We start from the raw sequence: 16,024 nt of genomic DNA, 5'->3' as shown, positions 1-16,024 counted from the left end.
CCGCACCTCACGCCTCCCCAGCCTCGTCGACCGGCCTCCGCGTTGCTCCGGCCGGTCGACTCCACCGGAAATCAGAGATTTCCGAGCAGTCGGCGCTTCGCGCCGACGACCTCGCGGGCGGTTCGCGCCCTCCAGGCGCTCACCGGCGCAGGGCGAGAGCGAAGCTCTCGCTTGAAGCCGGCGCGAAGCGCCGGCGACGCCAACCGCAACCGCAGATCGATCGTCTCTCGAACTATAACACGAAGAACAACGCCGCCCCGAGAGCCACGAACACGACGTACAGCCCCGCCATCGCCTCCCGCTTGAACGTCCCCCCGACGGGAAGCCCGAGCAGTCGCCGGGTCGGCGGCAGGATCGCGATCCCGCCGAGCAACAGGAACCACGCACCGGGGTTCGTGATCTGCGTGAGCGCGACCACGACCGTGGCGTACCCCACGACGTAGCACCCGCGCCGCCACAGCTGCTCGCGGTCGGTGAGCTCCTCGACGGCGACCCCGAAGACGTCCGCTGTGGTGACGTCGCCCGACCCGGTGCCACCCGAACGGCCGCCGTCACCCCTGACCCCGCCGGACTCCGCAGCGACCTGTTCCGCCTGCTGACGTACGTACTCGTCGAGCTCCTCGGCAGCCTCCTCGGTCTGCGGCGCGCCGCACTGCGAGCAGAACCGGGCGGAGTCGTCGATCGACGCCTCACAGCGGGGACAGGTCTTCATCCTCATCGGAACGGCATCGCGGTCGGGCTTAACTCTTCGGTCCGCGATCCGGTTCGTTCGGGATTTCGGCTCCGCTATCCACGTGAAAGAGCGGCTCTACTGCCGTTTCACCACCGATCAGTCGATTTCCCACGATGATAATCGGGGGCGCACGTTTTAGTTGGCGTGCGACGGAGTCGAGGCCGAACGACGGCCGCCCGTCCCTCGATCGGACCTCGCGGACGATCTACACGATGTCACAGTACCCCCCGTCACCGTCGACGACCGCTCCCCTCCGTTCCGCGACCCGTATCCGTCGAGTGACCGCGTGTCTCCTCGGCGTCGTCCTCGTCGGATCCCTCCTCGTCGGCACGCTTCCTGCGGTCGGAACGGCGGGAGGGTCCCCCGACTCGTTCGCGACACCGACAGCTATCGGTGACGGTTCGGGAACGGTCGAAGCGGCTCCCGCCCAGGTCAACGCCTCCTTCGGGGCGGACACGTACACGACGACTGCCGGCGATCTCGCCGAGATATCCGTCGACGTCGAGGACGGGACGAAGTACCTCCTCGTCGGCGGCAATCGACTGACCGACCCGGACGGTCCGGTGGGATTCGTCGACGTCATCGAGGTCCGGGGTGAGGGCTCGGTCACCCTGACCCTCAACACCCGCGTGGCCGGTACGGGGGCGGAGTACGTGTCCGTCACGAGCGAGGAGGGAAGCGCGACCAGCTGTTACGTCTCCGGGTGCTCGCTCGAGTTCGTCGACGAGGACGGCGAGCGGATCGCGAGTGACCTCTCGGGGCTCCCGTCGGAGACGGGTGCCGACGGCCCGGTTCGCCCGCTCGCCCCCGAGCGCTACCGGCTCTCGCTCGTCGACAACGCGACGTTCACCGTCGACGACGGCGTCGTCGCCCCCGCGGACGCCTCGAACCGGGCGAAACTCGTCGTCACCGAACCGGAGCGACGGGTGGCGGAGGAGATGGAGGTGTTCACGACCATGCCGGCCGATCCGGAGTCCGACTCGGAGGGGATCGAGCCGGTCGGCTCGCTGCGAAGCGACGGCGTAGAGCGGTCCGCCGTCACCAAGGGCGATCGCCTCGTGATCGGCGTCGAGGCGGCCGGGATCTGGGGTGCGATGTCACACCTCGCCGACGGGCACGATGCGGGGCCGGTCACCGCCGGCGAGAACGCGACCGGCGCGGTCCTCGGCGACCTGCTCGCCGCCGAGGAGGGCGTTCACCTGCGGATCGAACAGACGAACCCCGAACGGAACCGCGCGCCGACACGGATCGACCCCGACGAGCTCGAGGACGCCACGCTGATCTTCGAGTCGGCGAGCGAGCTCGAGGCCGCGCCCGACGACCCGACTGCCGGTCGGTTCTACCTCGTGATCGACACGGGTGACGGGAACGCGATCGGCGACCGACTCGAGCCCGGCGAGGAATATCGCGTCGAGTTCGAACTCGACGGGGCGGACGGCGAGCGGTACCGGTTCGCCGAGGACCCGGATGCCGTCGACGCCGACCCTCCCTTCGCCGCCGCCTCCGTCGGCGACGACGGGGTCCCCGAACAGTTCCCGTACCTCTCGAGGGACGAGACGGGCGCCTCCGTCGACGCGACGTTCTCGGTCAGCGAACGGTATCTCCGGTACGATCACGTCACCGACGATGGCGAGATCCTCGTCGACGACGACGGCGTCACCGGGACCACGACGCTGTTGCCCGCGACCGAGTTGACCGCCGTGTCCGCCTACGACGGCGGAGAGACGCCGCGAACCTCGGAATCGACGGTCCGTATCGACGACGACGGGAACTTCAGTATCGATCCCGGCATCGGCGAGGCACGACCCGGCGACCGCCTGCGGGTCGACCTGTACGTGGATTCGGAGCCCTACGACAGTCGGACGGCGATCGTGGCCGCGGACGCCGACGACCCCGACCGGCTTCGGCTCGACAACGGGACGACCGAACTCGACGTGACTCGGGGCGACACGCTCTCCGAGCTGTCCGTGACGGTTCGGAACGCCGGGGTCGTCGAGAACCGGGAACCGCTGTCGCTCGAGGTCGCCGGCGGCGAGATATACGAGGAACGATACGTGACCGTCGCCCCGGGCGAGCCACGAAACGAGACGTTCAACGGGACGACGGTCGACCTCGATCCCGGGACGTACTCGTACACGCTGGCGATCGACGGCGACGAGACGGAGGGGACGCTCACGGTCGAGTCTGACCCGGCCGTGACTCGGATCGACGACGGGACGGACGGAGACGACGAGGCAAACGAGAGCGGCGGAACCGAAAAGCACGAGGATCGACCTGAAAACGGCACGGAGACCGGGAACGAAACGGAACCGAGGAACGGAACGGAACCGAGGAACGGAACGGAATCGAGGGACGGCACGGAGACCGAGAGCGACACGGCGACCGGAAACGGTACGGAGACCGGGAACGGAACGGAGACTGAGAGCGACACGGCGACCGGAAACGGCACGGAGGCCGAGAACGGCACGGAGGAGGGGAACGGCTCCGATCCTCAAGGAAACGGAAGTGATGGCCCCGACGGGACCCCCGCCTCGACGAGTCCGATCCTGATCCCCGTCGGCACCCGCGAGGCGTTCGGCGGGACGGTCGTCGTGGGCGCGACGTACCTGATCGACCACTGGCTGTGAACTCCGCCGCGTACCGAGCCACCCCGTTCTCAACGATGAGAACCGCGGGCGAGCGATTAAGTGGACGCTCGCTCCGAGTTCGCGTATATGGCGACGCGCGTGTTAATCGCGGACGACTCGGAGTTCATGCGGAACCTGCTCCGTGAGATACTCGAAGGGGAGTTCGAGATCGTCGGCGAGGCCGAAAACGGGGTGGAGGCGGTGAACATGTACGACGAGCACGGTCCCGACCTCGTGATGATGGACATCGTGATGCCCATCCGCGACGGGATCGAGGCGACGACGGAGATCAAAGGCGAGGACCCGGAGGCGACGGTGATAATGTGTACGAGCGTCGGCCAGGAGGAGAAAATGAAGGCGGCGATCAAAGCCGGCGCGGAGGGGTACATCACGAAGCCGTTTCAGAAGCCGAACGTCCTCGACGCCATCGGGTCGGCGGTCTGATGCGCGTCGACGTTCGAGCGCTCGGCGCGTGTAACCGGCTCGCCGAGCGCGGCGCCGAACGCGCCGCCAACGCGCTGGGCGAGCTGACGGGGTCGGACCTCGCGGTCGAGGTCACGGGCGCGAGCGTCGCCACCGGCGAGGACCTCGCCGAAGCCTTCTCCGGCCGCGAGTCGATCGGCGTGCGCGTCGGGCTCGACGGGGGGTTGGAGGGGGCTGCCGTGCTCGCGTTCGACGCCGAACAGATCGACGGGTTGCTGTCGGTGCTTCCCGGCAGTGCGTCGATGGGCCGGAGCGCGGTGACGGAGGTCGGCAACATCGCGCTCGGCGGGTTCCTCGACGGCTGGGCCAACTACCTCGGGCGGGCGATCGACATGACCCCGCCGCGGTACTTCGAGGCCGACGGCGCGGCGGTGCTCCCGGACGGCGCGCTCGCCGGCGACGGCGTCTTTCTCTTCGAGAGCCGGCTCGACGCCACGGGGACCGACCTCGACTTCTCGATCTACATGCTTCCCGACTCCGGCCCGTTCCGCGACCTCGTCGTCGGCAAGACGGCCACGGCGGCGACCGCGGGCGCTGAAGGTGCCGGCGGCACTGCGGGGGGTGCGAACGCGACCGCGGTCCCGTACGAGTCGCTCTCGACGTTCGCCTCGTTAGCGAAACGCGGCTCGGCGAACGCCGCCGACAACGTCGGGATGATGACCGGCCTCGAGACCACCGTCGACGTGAGCCGACTCCGGTTCGTCCCGCTCGCGGACGTGCCGAGCGAGGTCGGTACGGAGCCGCACGCGGGGACCGTCTTCGAGCTCCGGGGGAAACCGAGCGGCTACCTGGCGATCCTCTTCTCGGAGGCGTCGGCGGCCGCGGTCGCCGAGGCGATGCTCCCGACCGAGCCGGACGAGCCGCTCGGCGGGATGGCCGAGAACGCGCTCCGTGAGCTCGGAAACGTGATGACGAGCGGGTTCATCGACGGCTGGGCCAACGTGCTCGGTACCTCCATCTCGCACTCGCCGCCGGAGTTCGTCCACGACATCGGTTCGGCGACGGTCAGCCCGCTCGTCGCCTCCCTGAGCCGCCGGCAGGACTACGGGTTCGTCATCGACGCCACGATCCGGACGGAGGGCGTCCAGGCGCGCTGTGACGTGTACGCGCTCCCCGACGAGCGCGAACTGGCGGCGGCGCTGGAACGCCTCTCCGAGACATGAACCACCTCACTGCGTCGGGGGACCCGTCCGCCTCGGATCGGTCCGCCCCGGATCGGTCCGCCTCGAACCGGGGCGATCCCCCCCGACGCGTGAAGGTCGGTGTCGGCGACCTCGCCGTGGTGAACGACCACGCGACCCTGACGACGAGCGGATTGGGGTCCTGTGTCGCGGTCGCGCTCGTCGACCCGGAGACGGGCGCCCGGGGACTCTTGCACGCCATGCTGCCGTCCACCGACCGGGACGTTTCACGAGGCCCCCGCCCGGCGAAGTACGTCGATTCGGGGCTCGACACGCTCGTCGACGAGCTCGTCTCGGCCGGCGCGTCGCCCTGTCGACTCGAGGCGCGTCTCGTCGGCGGCGCGGAGATGCTCGATCTCACGGACGCGGTCGGTCCGCGGAACGTCGAGCGCGCTCGCGAGTGTCTCGCCGACGCGCGGATACCGATCGTCGCCAGCGACGTCGGCGACACGGTCGGTCGGACGGTCCGGTTCCGACCTGGCGGCGACCTCGCCGTCCGGGCGGCCGACGGCTTCGAACGGACGTTATAACGCCCGGCGAGCAGGCCCCGCAGTCACGTGTTCTCACGGCTGATATTTTGATGAATGGGTTGAAGTGTCGTCTGGGGGTTGCTGTGAACAATGGGCCTCGAACTGTCGGTGTGGGGCGTCTCGACGGTCGTTTGGACAGTCGCCACGCTGGGGCTCGTCGGTGCGAGCGTTCTCGACCGGTTCCTCGATGACGGCGGGGACGACGCGGACGATGGCGACGATGTCTTCGGCGACGGAACGGGAGGAGACGGCGGCATGGGCGGCGGAATGGGGGCTGACGGACTGGGAGGTAGCGGTGACGGACTGGGAGGTAGCGGTGACGGACTGGGGGGTGGAGACACGATGGACGGGGGCATGGGAGGCGGCGGTTTCGACGACCTCGACGGCATGGACGAGTGGGACGACGGCTTCGGCGACGGCGGGGGCGGTTCCGACACCGACGAGCTGGAGAAGCGTCTCGACGACCTCGAGTCCGAGGTCGCCACCCTCTCGTCGACGGTGTCGACGGTCCGGTCGGAAAACGAGGAGATCTCCGCCGCGGTCGACGACATCGAGGAGGACGTCCGAAACCTGCTCGACATCTACGAGATGGTCACCCGCGGGATCAACCCCTTCGTCGACGAATCCGGCGGCTTCAACGCCGGCGGTGCCGCCGAGAGTTCCTTCGGCCTCTTCGACGACGACGGCGACGACGAGGCCGAAGCGGAGCTCGACGACGAGCTCGCGAGCGCCGACGCGGACGGCTTCTTCGACGAGGAACTACTCGACGACGAGGAACTCGACGGCTTCGACGACCTCGCAGCGGCGGACGACGGGAACGAACCGAACGGCGACCCGGACGACGGCGACCCCGCCGACGCCGTGTCCGAGACCGAACCGGCGGCGACAACCGACGACATGAACGACGACGGAAAGAGCTTCAGCGAACTCAAAGAAGAGTACGACGCCGGGGAGGCCGACTGGGCCGACGACGCCGGCGACGAGACGGGATCCGGGGAGGACGCCTTGGACGGAGCGGATCCGCTCGACGAAGACGACCTCGCGGCCGACCTCGAGGATGGCCTCGGGGGAGACGGCCCCGAGAACGACGGTCTCGGCGACGCCTTCGATGACGGCGTCGGGGAGAACGACCTCGCGGAGGACGAGTTCGAGGAGGACGGTCTCGATGTCGGCCTGGACGACGACCTCGGTGACGACACCGGTGTTGACGTCGGCGGCGAGCGGGTCGAGGACGACCCCGCCGGAGCGGCCGCCAGTCCGGAGGGGGGCGCTCACGCGGGGCCGGATTCGGGCTCCACCGCCGGGTCGCCCGGACCGACACCGGGCGGCGATCCCGCCGAGGCGACCGGGGACGGCTTCGAGTACGTCGGGCACGACGACCTCTCGGGTCGGCGCGGCAAGCCGTACCTCACCGAGCTTCCCGGCGACTACGTCGGCGACCTGCTCGTGATGGAGTGGCTGGAGTTCCTCGTCTCCGAGAGCGACGTCACCGACGCGGTGCGCGCGGTGAACTACTACGAGCGGATCGAGTGGGTCGGCTCCGACGCCGCCGCGCGGCTCCGGGACTTCCTTTCGGGGTTCGGGACGATCGACCGGAACCTCGTCGACCGTCCGGGAACCGACCGGCTGGTCCGTGAACACCACACCCGGAGCCTGCGGTACATCACCCAGCTCAACGGCACGGGCAGGCACCTCGTCCTCCTGGACCGGTGGGACGACCTCGCCGGCGGGTCGATACTCGGCGGTGAGCCTCCGGCACCCGCCCGCGCCTCCCGTGGCCCCCGAGGCCGCGACGGTGGGACCGCCCGGGAGCGATCGAACGGCACGACGCCACGTGACGCTCGCGACGGTCGCTCTGGAACCGATACCGGTCGCGGCTGGAACGGGAGTTCCCCCCGACCGATGGACGACCCGGACTCACAGCCCGACCGCGCCGATCCGGCGGACGGGGGGTGGGGAGATGGGCGTTAGCGTCTCGGCGTCGACGGCCGTCATCGTCGCGGGGATGTTCGTCGCGTTCACCGCCTTCTACCCCGTCGCGGCGAACGGCTTCGAGCGCGTCACCGAGGGTGAACGCGACGCCCACGAGACAGCGCTCGAACGCCAGAACACGGCGGTCTCCATCGAGTCCGCGACGTTCAACGCGAGCGGGAACGACGAGCTCGTCGTGAACGCGACCAACGGGGGTACCGTCGGGCTCGTGGTGAGCGACGTGAGCCTCGTCGTCGACAACGAGTACGTCGACATCGCGGCCGACGAGTCGTGGACGAGCGTCGACGGCACGGACGACACCGATCTCTGGCTCGACGGCGAGACGCTCTCGATCGCGATCCCGGACGCGTCGGTCGACGCCGACCTCGCGGACGCGAGCCGCGTCGTCGTCGTCACGGAGTCGGGCGTCAGCGACGGCGCGGGGGTGAGCGGCTGAATGGCGAGCGTCCCGGTTTCTCACCTCATCCTGTTCGTCGCCAGCCTCGTGATCGCCGCCGGCGTCGTCGGGACGGTCACCACCGGCGTCGACCGCGTGAGTTCGGCCGTCGAGGACGGCAGCCTCGACGCGACCCAACAGCTCCGAACGGACGTGACGGTCATCTCCGACCCCAACGGCGGGGTGTACGACGAGAGCGCCGGCACGGACGGGAACGTCACGTTGCTGATCAAAAACACCGGCACACAGCGGCTCGCGCCGGACGGCTCCGGCCTCGACGTGGTCTTCGACGGCCACTACGTCGCCCCGGACGCGACGACCGGCGAGCTCGTCTCCGTCGACGGCGCGACCACCTGGAGCCGCGGTGACGTCCTCGAGCTCACGATCGACCTCGACGCGGTCGACGCCGTCGGGAGCCTCGGCGACGGGGGGACTACCGACCACCGGGTGTACCTCGCGGTCAACGGGGACGAGGAGTCCTTCCGGTTCCGGGTGGAGGCGTAGATGCCCCGCGCAACCAACCTGCTGTCGCTCGGATTGGGCGAGCGCGACCGGTTGAACAAGGAGCTCGGGGGCGGGATCCCCCGCGGGAGCATCGTGCTCATCGAGGGCGATTACGGCGCGGGAAAGAGCGCGATGTCCCAGCGGTTCTCCTACGGGCTCGTCGAGGAGGGGGCGTCGGTGACGTTGCTGTCGACGGAGCTCACCGTCCGCGGCTTCATCGACCAGATGCACTCGCTGGAGTACGACATGGTGAAGCCGCTGTTGAACGAGGACCTGCTCTTTTTACACGCCGACTTCGACTCCGGCGGGGCGTTCTCGGACGACGACGGCGAGCGCAAGGAGCTGCTCAAGCGGCTGATGAACGCGGAGGCGATGTGGAACTCGGACGTGATATTCCTCGACACGTTCGACGCGATCTTCCGGAACGACCCGACGTTCGAGGCGCTCGTCCGGAAGAACGAGGAGCGGCAGGCGGCACTGGAGATCATCTCGTTTTTCCGGGATATCATCTCTCAAGGGAAGGTCGTCGTCCTCACGGTCGACCCCTCGGCGGTCGACGACGACGCGATCGGCCCGTTCCGGTCGATCGCCGACGTCTTCATCGAACTCGAGATGATCGAGGTCGGCAGCGACATCCGCCGGCAGATCAACGTGAAACGCTTCGCGGGCATGGGCGAACAGGTCGGCGACACCATCGGCTTCTCCGTCCGCTCCGGGACGGGGATCGTCATCGAGAGCCGCAGTGTCGCCTGATGCGACCGCCGGGGGGGAACCGTCGGCGGGGACCGAGACCACGGGACACGAACGATGACCGAACACGGCACGGCGAAACCGTCCGACGAACTCCGACAGGCCGCCATGCGCCGGCCGCATCTCAGGAAACACCTCAAGGAGTTCAAACAGATCACCGGGGAGTTCCCGCTCTTCATCGAGGAGCCCAAAGACGAGTACGAGTCGGAGCGTCCGAACGTGCTCTACCCGGTCGGCGGGCCGATCTACTGTCACGTGTACGGCGACCTCGGCCAGGAGACGAAGTACTACGCGATCGAGCCGGAGATGTCCGGCCCGCAGGCGACCGTCCTCGACCAGGTGAAAAACAAGTTGCTCGCTGCCAGCGGCGGCCACACCGCTCCGGGCTCCGAGGCGGAGTACGACGACCTCATCGAGGAGCTACTCGAGGACGTCACTCACATCCAGAACGGCCAAACGGGGTTGCGATCGACCGTCTCGGAGCTTCTCAACGTCGGGAAGCTCTCCGTCACCGAGGAGACCTACGAGAACATCCGCTACCGGCTCAACCGCGACATCGTCGGGCTCGGCCCGCTCGAACCCGTGATGCGCGACCCGGCCAACGAGGACATCCACGTGATCGGCCCCCACGAGTGCCACGTGGATCACGGCACCTTCGGCATGCTCGAAACCACCGTGGACTTCGGGACGCCCCAGGAGTTCGACAACTGGTTGCGCAACATGGGCGAGCGGATCGGCGACCCGCTCTCGGATTCGGACCCGATCGTCGACTCGACGCTACCCGACGGCTCGCGTATCAACATCATCTACTCCGACGACGTCTCGTTGAAGGGGTCCTCGCTCACGATCCGTCAGGGCGAGGACGTGCCCCTGTCGATCAACCAGATCACGAACTGGGGGACGCTCTCGCCGCAGCTGTCGGCGTACCTCTGGCTCTGTTTGGAGAACGAACAGACCGTCTTCGTCGTCGGGGAGACGGCCTCGGGGAAGACGACGACGCTGAACGCCATCCTCTCGTACATCCCACAGGACTCGAAGATCTACACCGCGGAGGACACCGCCGAGGTCGTTCCGCCGCACAACACCTGGCAGCAGCTCCTGACCCGCGAGGGCGGTAGCGAGGGCTCCTCGGACGTCGACATGTTCGACCTGGTCGCCGCCGCACTGCGGTCGCGCCCCGACTACATCATCGTGGGCGAGGTCCGGGGCGCCGAGGGGCGCATGGCATTCCAGGCGGCCCAGACGGGGCACCCCGTCATGTTGACGTTCCACGCCTCCGACATCGTCTCGATGATCCAGCGGTTCACCTCCGAGCCGATCAACGTCCCGGAGACGTTCATGGACAACGCCGACGTGGCGCTGTTCCAGAACCGCGTGAAACAGGGCGACGACGTGCTCCGGCGGGTGACGAGCGTCCAGGAGATCGAGGGGTACTCGAAGGAGATGGAGGGCGTCGTCACCCGCGAGGTGTTCAGCTGGGACCCCGTCGAGGACGAGATCGTCTTCCAGGGGATGAACAACTCGTACGTGTTGGAAGAACAGATCGCGACGCTCCTGGGGTACGCGGACACCCGCGACATCTACGACGACCTCGACTTCCGTGCGGAGCTGATAGAGCGGATGATACAGGAGGGGATACTGGGCTACCACGAGGTGAACCGGGCGATAGACGCCTTCCAGCGCGACGGCGTTGAGGGACTCCCCTTCGAGATGCACCGGAACGTCAGGTGAGTCGATGAACGTGAAAGCAGCGGGGGACGGGCTCGCGGTCGCGATGCAGCTGACGGAGGAGGTGTTCGACTCCTACGAGAAGCTCGACATCTCCAAGCGGCAGTACGTCGGGTACGTGCTCGTCCCGGCGATCTTCGTGTTCGCGGCCACCGTGGTCGGGGCGTTCCTCCTCCCGTTGCCCGTCCTTGCGCGGGTGCCGATCCCGCTCTTCGGCGCGCTCACGTTGGTGTCGGCGGTGGTCTACCCCAAGATCTATCTCAGCGGCGTCGAGAACCGGATCGACAACCAGCTCCACCTCGTGATGACGCACATGACCGTGCTGTCGACGACGAACATCGACCGCATGGAGGTGTTCCGGACGCTGGCGAACGAGGAGGAGTACGGGGTCGCAGCCGAGGAGATCGGTCGGGTCGTCCACCTCGTCGACACCTGGAACCAGAGCCTCGACGACGCGTGTCGTCGACGCGCCAAGGAGGTCCCCTCCGACGCGATGGCCGACTTCTTCGATCGCCTCGGCTACACCCTCGGGGCCGGCCAGTCGCTCGAGGACTTCCTCGTCTCAGAACAGGACGTCATGTTGGCGCAGTACGAGACGGTCTACGAGTCGTCGCTGTCGAACCTGGAGGTGATGAAGGACCTGTACATGTCGATGATCCTCTCGCTGACGTTCGCGTTGGTGTTCGCCATCGTGCTCCCCATCCTGACGGGCAACGACCCGACGGCGACGGTCTCGGCCGTCATCGTCCTCTTCGTGTTCGTCCAGCTCGGCTTCTACGCGATGATCCGGGCCACCTCGCCGTACGACCCGATCTGGTACCACCCCGAGGAGCGCGCGCCCGGCGATCTGAAGCTGTGGGCGTCGCTCGGGGTCGGCAGTGGGCTCTCGTTCCTGCTCATCGGCTTCACCGCTGCCGGGATGTTCGGGTACGGGCCGGGGCTGCCGGGACTGCTCTTCTTCCTCGACGACGTCAGGCTCCCGCTGTACGTCGCGGTTCCGATCACCCCGCTGTTTCTCACCGGCGTGATCCTCCGGGCCGAAGAGGGGGCGATAACCGCCCGCGACGGGGAGTTCCCCTCGTTCGTCCGGGCGCTCGGCGCGACCGAGAGCGCGAAGCAGTCGACGACCTCGGACGTGTTGACGACGCTTCGCGACAAGGACTTCGGCGCGCTCTCGCCGGCGATCACCCGCCTGTACCGCCGGCTCAACATGCGGATCAGCACCGAGGGGGCGTGGCGCGCCTTCTCGCGTGACACGCGGTCGTACCTCATCCAGAAGTTCTCCGAGATGTACCTCGTCGGGCGGCAGATGGGCGGCGACCCGAAGCTGCTCGGCGAGCTGATCTCCTCGAACATGAACACGGTCAACCAGCTCCGCGAGCAGCGCCGGCAGTCCGCGGTGACGTTCATCGGGCTGTTGTACGGCATCACGGCGGCGGCGACGTTCGCCTTCTTCATCGGGCTGGAGATCGTCGCCATCCTCGCCGAGTTGACCGCCGACTTCGAGATCGACCAGATGGACATCGGCCAGATCGTCTACCCCGGCGCGTACGACATCCCGCTCATCGAGTACCTGCTCCTCGCGGTCGTGTTGTTCAACGCCGCGCTCTCCTCGCAGATGATCCGCAAGATCGACGGCGGGAACCCCGCGAACGGCTACATCCACTTCGTGCTGTTGACGTGGCTCGGGGCGGCGACGGCGATCGCGACGCGGACGCTGGTGAACGCGATCCTGTCGATTTGAGAGACTGTTCGGTCCGTCGATCGCTTGTAACTGGTCGCTTGCGGATCGACGGCGAACGCCTTCAAAGCCCCAGTCGCTCGGCTCTATGTCGTTGCTGTCGGTGACATGGAGAACACCTCCAAAGCCCCAGCCGCGAGGGCTCACGGCTTCGTCGCCGGCGGCGTTGCCGCCGGCTTCCAGAGGTGCGGAGCGCCTCGCGGCCGTTCACCAGTCGAGGGCTCCCTTCGGTCGCCCTCGCACGACTCGCGACTGGGGCTTTGGAGGTATTCACCTCGCCAGCAACGATCTCGTTCCTATCAAGTCGATCTCTCACGAAACAACTGTACTATTAGCAGGCTTGTTCTAACAGCTGATCCATCCAATTTCTGATGAAATCAACCCCTTGCGAGTCGTTCTATGACACCTTCCCCTCACGGTCTACTCGAACAGCGTCGGCTCGGGGACGTCCTCCTCGGCGGCGTCCCGCCACGACCGGCTCGGCTGCCACCCGAACAGCCGTTCGGCCTTCTCGATCGCGTAGGCGCTCCGGTCGTCGCCCTCGTCGACCGCGTAGTCGGCGGGGACCGCGCCGTACGACTCGCGCAGGAGGTCGAGGAGGGGCCGGCCGAGCGCGTTGTCGACGGCGACGCAGTTGACCGCCTCGTGGGTTCCCGGCTCCACGGCGGGGTCGTCGCCGAGGAGGTCGTCGACCGCGCGGGCGACGAGGTCGGCGGCGTCCCGCACGTCGACGTACGACCAGAAGTTGCCCGCGCCCGCGGAGCGGTCCGCCACGTACCCCGCCTCCCGGCAGGCGTACGCGCCGGGGTACTGGATCCACGAGGGGCGGATCGAGACCACGGGGACGCCGTGCCGGCGGGCGACCGCTCCCGCGGTCTCCTCCGCGGTCACCTTCGAGAGCCCGTAGGGGTCCTCGGGCCGGAGCGGGTGGTCCTCCGTCACCGGGAGCTCGTCCGGGAGCGGCGTGGGGTCGGCGAAGAAGAAGCCGTACGCGCCGTCGCTGGACGCCTGGACGACCGGCGCGTCCGCGCGCCCCGCCGCCGTCAGAACGTTGTGAGCGGCGAGCGCGTTCGTCTCGAAGACCCGCCCCTCCGGGTGCGTTCCCGCGACGGGGATCGCCGCCCAGTGGACGACCGCGTCGGGGTCGACCGCGCTCACGACGTCGAGCGCCTCGCCCCGCACCGCGAGGTCGGCAGCGCGAAAGGAGACGTTCGGCGCGGGATCGACGCCGAGGCCGGGATGGTCGTAGTCCGCGACGACGACCTCGTGGTCGCCCGCGAGCCGTTCGACCACCCACGTCCCCGACGCCCCGCGTCCGCCCGTAACCAGGACCGTTGCCATGCGCCGACGTCGCGGAGCCGGCAAAAAAACGCACCGGCACGGCCCCGTCGGCGGGCGATCTCGGACGGCCTCATTCGCCCGTCGATCCGGACAGGAACGCGTCGACGCCGCGGCGCATGAAACGCAGGTCGGCGCCGAGCAGGAAGAACCGGAAGCCGCGCTCCGCCCGTTCGGCCCGTTCCGCCGGCGTCCGTCCGGCGATCCCGGGGACGACGCCGCGTTCGACCGCAGCGTCGCGGACGCGCTCGACGGCCGTTCGCACTGCCGGTCGATCGGTCTCGCCCGGATGTCCGAGCACGGCCGAGAGGTCGTTCTCGCCGACGAAGGCGACGTCGATCCCGTCGACCGCGACGATCTCGTCGACCGACTCGACGCCGGCCGGCGACTCGATCTGTACCGCGACGAGCGTCTCCGCGGCCGTGTCGCGCACGTGCTCGTCGAACGCCTCGCCGTAGCCGTTCGCCCGCGTGGTGCCGGCGACGCCGCGCTCGCCGGCCGGGGGGAAGTAGGCGGACCGGACGACCGCCTCCGCCTCCGCGGCGCTCTCGACACTCGGCACGATGACCCCCTGCGCACCGACGTCGAGCGCGTGCTTCGTCGCGCCCGAGACCGCCCGTTCCACCGACGGTAGCCGGACGATCGGGGTGGCGCCGGGTTCGATCGCCCGCACGACGTGCTCGACGCGGTCCGGCGAGTAGGGGGCGTGTTCCGCGTCGACGCCGACCCAGTCGAGGTCCGTCCGCGACAGGACTTCCGCAGATCGCGCGCTGTGTGACAGTAGCCACGCGCCGCTGACCGTGTTCCCGCGTTCGAGCTCCGATAGCGTGTGGTTGTCTCGCATGTCGGCCGGATCGTCCCCCACCCACATAGAAACGTCCCACGGAGACGGGCGACGGGGTGACGGGCCAGGTCGGTGACGGGGTGACGGGCCAGGTCGGCGACGGGGTGACGGGCCAGGTCGGCGACGGGGTGACGGGCCAGGTCGGCGACGACAGCGACGCCGAGGGCGGACCGTCGACGCGTCGACGACGGCGCGGGCGGTCGATCCCCGGTAGCCTTTAATCCGCCGAACGGCTACGTCCGGGTATGGACTGGAACACGGACTGGGGACTGCGTGGACGCATGGCGTTCACTATGTTCCTGCTTTTCGCCCTCTACGTCGTGTTCGTCGGCGTGTTGACGCTGTACTTCGGGGACTTCCTGTTCCCGATGGTCATGCTCGGCGGGTTCGCGATCGCGCAGTACTTCTTCAGCGACAAACTCGCGCTCCGGGGGATGGGCGCACGCGAGGTGAGCGCCGAGGAGTACCCCGATCTCCACCGCCGGATCGAGCGGCTGAGCCAGCAGGCGGACCTGCCGAAGCCGACGGTGGCCGTCGCCGACACGAACGTGCCGAACGCGTTCGCGACCGGCCGGAACAAGAAGAACGCGACCGTCGCGGTGACGACCGGACTGCTCCGGACGCTCGATTCCGACGAGCTTGACGGCGTGCTCGCCCACGAGCTCGCCCACGTGAAGAACCGCGACGTGATGGTGATGACCATCGCGTCGTTCCTCTCGACCATCGCCTTCTTCATCGTGCGGTGGGGGTGGCTCTTCGGCGGGAACAACCGGCAGGGCGGCGCGCCCGTGATCGTTGCCATCGCGGTGTCGATCGTCGTCTGGATCGTCTCCTTTCTGCTCATCCGCGCGCTCTCGCGATACCGCGAGTACTCCGCGGACCGCGGCGCGGCGGTCATCACCGGCCAGCCCGGCGCGCTGGCGTCCGCGCTGCTCAGCATCGACGGCCGGATGGACCGCGTTCCGGACCGGGACCTCCGCGACGGTAGCTCCGAGATGAACGCCTTCTTCATCATCCCGATCCGCGCGGGCTTCCTGAGCCGGGTCGCCTCCACGCACCCGCCGACCGAGAAGCGGATCGAGCGGCTCCGCGACCTCGAACGCGAGATGGAGACCGCCTGAGGTCGGGAACGACCCT

Annotated in this window: 15 protein-coding genes; 12 read left to right on the top strand and 3 right to left on the bottom strand. The window is 68.4% G+C overall.

Annotated features, from left to right (window positions below; translation table 11 throughout):
* Nucleotides 1-232: 232 nt before the first annotated feature.
* On the bottom strand, nucleotides 233-712 hold the full coding sequence (locus tag DQW50_RS14485) for a zinc ribbon domain-containing protein (protein WP_112079979.1): 480 nt from the start codon (nucleotides 710-712) through the stop codon (nucleotides 233-235).
* A gap of 233 nt (nucleotides 713-945) precedes the next feature.
* Here DQW50_RS14485 and DQW50_RS14480 point away from each other — a divergent pair, with 233 nt between their 5' ends.
* From DQW50_RS14480 to flaJ, 10 genes are all read left to right on the top strand, one after another.
* Entirely contained in the window at nucleotides 946-3,360 is a 2,415-nt protein-coding gene (locus DQW50_RS14480; protein WP_127341341.1) for a hypothetical protein, read from the top strand.
* An 87-nt stretch (nucleotides 3,361-3,447) separates the two neighbouring features.
* A complete protein-coding gene (cheY, locus tag DQW50_RS14475) occupies nucleotides 3,448-3,804 on the top strand; it encodes a chemotaxis protein CheY (RefSeq protein ID WP_112079977.1) in 357 nt (118 codons plus the stop codon).
* On the top strand, nucleotides 3,804-5,006 hold the full coding sequence (locus DQW50_RS14470) for a chemotaxis protein CheC (protein WP_112079976.1): 1,203 nt from the start codon (nucleotides 3,804-3,806) through the stop codon (nucleotides 5,004-5,006). Before cheY ends, DQW50_RS14470 begins: the two co-directional genes overlap by 1 nt.
* A complete protein-coding gene (locus tag DQW50_RS14465) occupies nucleotides 5,003-5,554 on the top strand; it encodes a chemotaxis protein CheD (RefSeq protein WP_112079975.1) in 552 nt (183 codons plus the stop codon). Before DQW50_RS14470 ends, DQW50_RS14465 begins: the two co-directional genes overlap by 4 nt.
* A gap of 90 nt (nucleotides 5,555-5,644) precedes the next feature.
* A complete protein-coding gene (locus tag DQW50_RS14460; RefSeq protein ID WP_112079974.1) occupies nucleotides 5,645-7,525 on the top strand; it encodes a FlaD/FlaE family flagellar protein in 1,881 nt (626 codons plus the stop codon).
* Nucleotides 7,515-7,982, top strand: coding sequence for a flagellin (locus DQW50_RS14455; RefSeq protein WP_112079973.1), 468 nt, complete (start codon nucleotides 7,515-7,517; stop codon nucleotides 7,980-7,982). The genes DQW50_RS14460 and DQW50_RS14455 overlap by 11 nt, the downstream gene beginning before the upstream one ends.
* Nucleotides 7,983-8,486: a flagellar protein G gene (locus tag DQW50_RS14450; protein ID WP_112079972.1), complete on the top strand. Its 504-nt coding sequence runs from the start codon at nucleotides 7,983-7,985 to the stop codon at nucleotides 8,484-8,486.
* Nucleotides 8,487-9,239 (top strand): ATPase domain-containing protein, encoded by a 753-nt coding sequence (locus DQW50_RS14445; RefSeq protein WP_112079971.1) that lies wholly within the window; start codon nucleotides 8,487-8,489, stop codon nucleotides 9,237-9,239.
* 54 nt (nucleotides 9,240-9,293) lie between these two features.
* Complete coding sequence (locus DQW50_RS14440; protein ID WP_112079970.1) at nucleotides 9,294-10,967, top strand: type II/IV secretion system ATPase subunit; 1,674 nt, start codon at nucleotides 9,294-9,296, stop codon at nucleotides 10,965-10,967.
* A gap of 4 nt (nucleotides 10,968-10,971) precedes the next feature.
* The gene (gene flaJ, locus DQW50_RS14435; protein WP_112079969.1) at nucleotides 10,972-12,708 is read left to right on the top strand and encodes an archaellar assembly protein FlaJ; all 1,737 of its coding nucleotides are present in this window, start codon (nucleotides 10,972-10,974) and stop codon (nucleotides 12,706-12,708) included.
* A gap of 417 nt (nucleotides 12,709-13,125) precedes the next feature.
* Here the strand turns inward: flaJ and DQW50_RS14430 are convergent, their stop codons facing one another.
* On the bottom strand, nucleotides 13,126-14,046 hold the full coding sequence (locus tag DQW50_RS14430; protein ID WP_112079968.1) for an NAD(P)-dependent oxidoreductase: 921 nt from the start codon (nucleotides 14,044-14,046) through the stop codon (nucleotides 13,126-13,128).
* Nucleotides 14,047-14,116: 70 nt separating this feature from the next.
* Complete coding sequence (locus tag DQW50_RS14425) at nucleotides 14,117-14,887, bottom strand: HpcH/HpaI aldolase/citrate lyase family protein (RefSeq protein WP_112079967.1); 771 nt, start codon at nucleotides 14,885-14,887, stop codon at nucleotides 14,117-14,119.
* Nucleotides 14,888-14,943: 56 nt separating this feature from the next.
* Between DQW50_RS14425 and DQW50_RS17915 the strand changes: the two genes are divergently transcribed.
* A complete protein-coding gene (locus tag DQW50_RS17915) occupies nucleotides 14,944-15,108 on the top strand; it encodes a hypothetical protein (protein WP_157964876.1) in 165 nt (54 codons plus the stop codon).
* A gap of 24 nt (nucleotides 15,109-15,132) precedes the next feature.
* On the top strand, nucleotides 15,133-16,008 hold the full coding sequence (htpX, locus tag DQW50_RS14420; RefSeq protein ID WP_112079966.1) for a zinc metalloprotease HtpX: 876 nt from the start codon (nucleotides 15,133-15,135) through the stop codon (nucleotides 16,006-16,008).
* Nucleotides 16,009-16,024: the final 16 nt, after the last annotated feature.

Source organism: Halorubrum sp. 48-1-W (genome assembly GCF_003287355.1).
In the GTDB taxonomy this organism is placed as follows: domain Archaea; phylum Halobacteriota; class Halobacteria; order Halobacteriales; family Haloferacaceae; genus Halorubrum.
This window is presented reverse-complemented; position numbering and strand designations above follow the sequence as displayed.

What these genes read in the sequence shown, in the direction of transcription:
- DQW50_RS14485 (WP_112079979.1), bottom strand. Translation starts at nt 712, where the DNA reads ATGAAGACCTGTCCCCGCTGTGAGGCGTCGATCGACGACTCCGCCCGG.
- DQW50_RS14480 (WP_127341341.1), top strand. Translation starts at nt 946, where the DNA reads ATGTCACAGTACCCCCCGTCACCGTCGACGACCGCTCCCCTCCGTTCC.
- cheY (WP_112079977.1), top strand. Translation starts at nt 3,448, where the DNA reads ATGGCGACGCGCGTGTTAATCGCGGACGACTCGGAGTTCATGCGGAAC.
- DQW50_RS14470 (WP_112079976.1), top strand. Translation starts at nt 3,804, where the DNA reads ATGCGCGTCGACGTTCGAGCGCTCGGCGCGTGTAACCGGCTCGCCGAG.
- DQW50_RS14465 (WP_112079975.1), top strand. Translation starts at nt 5,003, where the DNA reads ATGAACCACCTCACTGCGTCGGGGGACCCGTCCGCCTCGGATCGGTCC.
- DQW50_RS14460 (WP_112079974.1), top strand. Translation starts at nt 5,645, where the DNA reads ATGGGCCTCGAACTGTCGGTGTGGGGCGTCTCGACGGTCGTTTGGACA.
- DQW50_RS14455 (WP_112079973.1), top strand. Translation starts at nt 7,515, where the DNA reads ATGGGCGTTAGCGTCTCGGCGTCGACGGCCGTCATCGTCGCGGGGATG.
- DQW50_RS14450 (WP_112079972.1), top strand. Translation starts at nt 7,983, where the DNA reads ATGGCGAGCGTCCCGGTTTCTCACCTCATCCTGTTCGTCGCCAGCCTC.
- DQW50_RS14445 (WP_112079971.1), top strand. Translation starts at nt 8,487, where the DNA reads ATGCCCCGCGCAACCAACCTGCTGTCGCTCGGATTGGGCGAGCGCGAC.
- DQW50_RS14440 (WP_112079970.1), top strand. Translation starts at nt 9,294, where the DNA reads ATGACCGAACACGGCACGGCGAAACCGTCCGACGAACTCCGACAGGCC.
- flaJ (WP_112079969.1), top strand. Translation starts at nt 10,972, where the DNA reads ATGAACGTGAAAGCAGCGGGGGACGGGCTCGCGGTCGCGATGCAGCTG.
- DQW50_RS14430 (WP_112079968.1), bottom strand. Translation starts at nt 14,046, where the DNA reads ATGGCAACGGTCCTGGTTACGGGCGGACGCGGGGCGTCGGGGACGTGG.
- DQW50_RS14425 (WP_112079967.1), bottom strand. Translation starts at nt 14,887, where the DNA reads ATGCGAGACAACCACACGCTATCGGAGCTCGAACGCGGGAACACGGTC.
- htpX (WP_112079966.1), top strand. Translation starts at nt 15,133, where the DNA reads ATGGACTGGAACACGGACTGGGGACTGCGTGGACGCATGGCGTTCACT.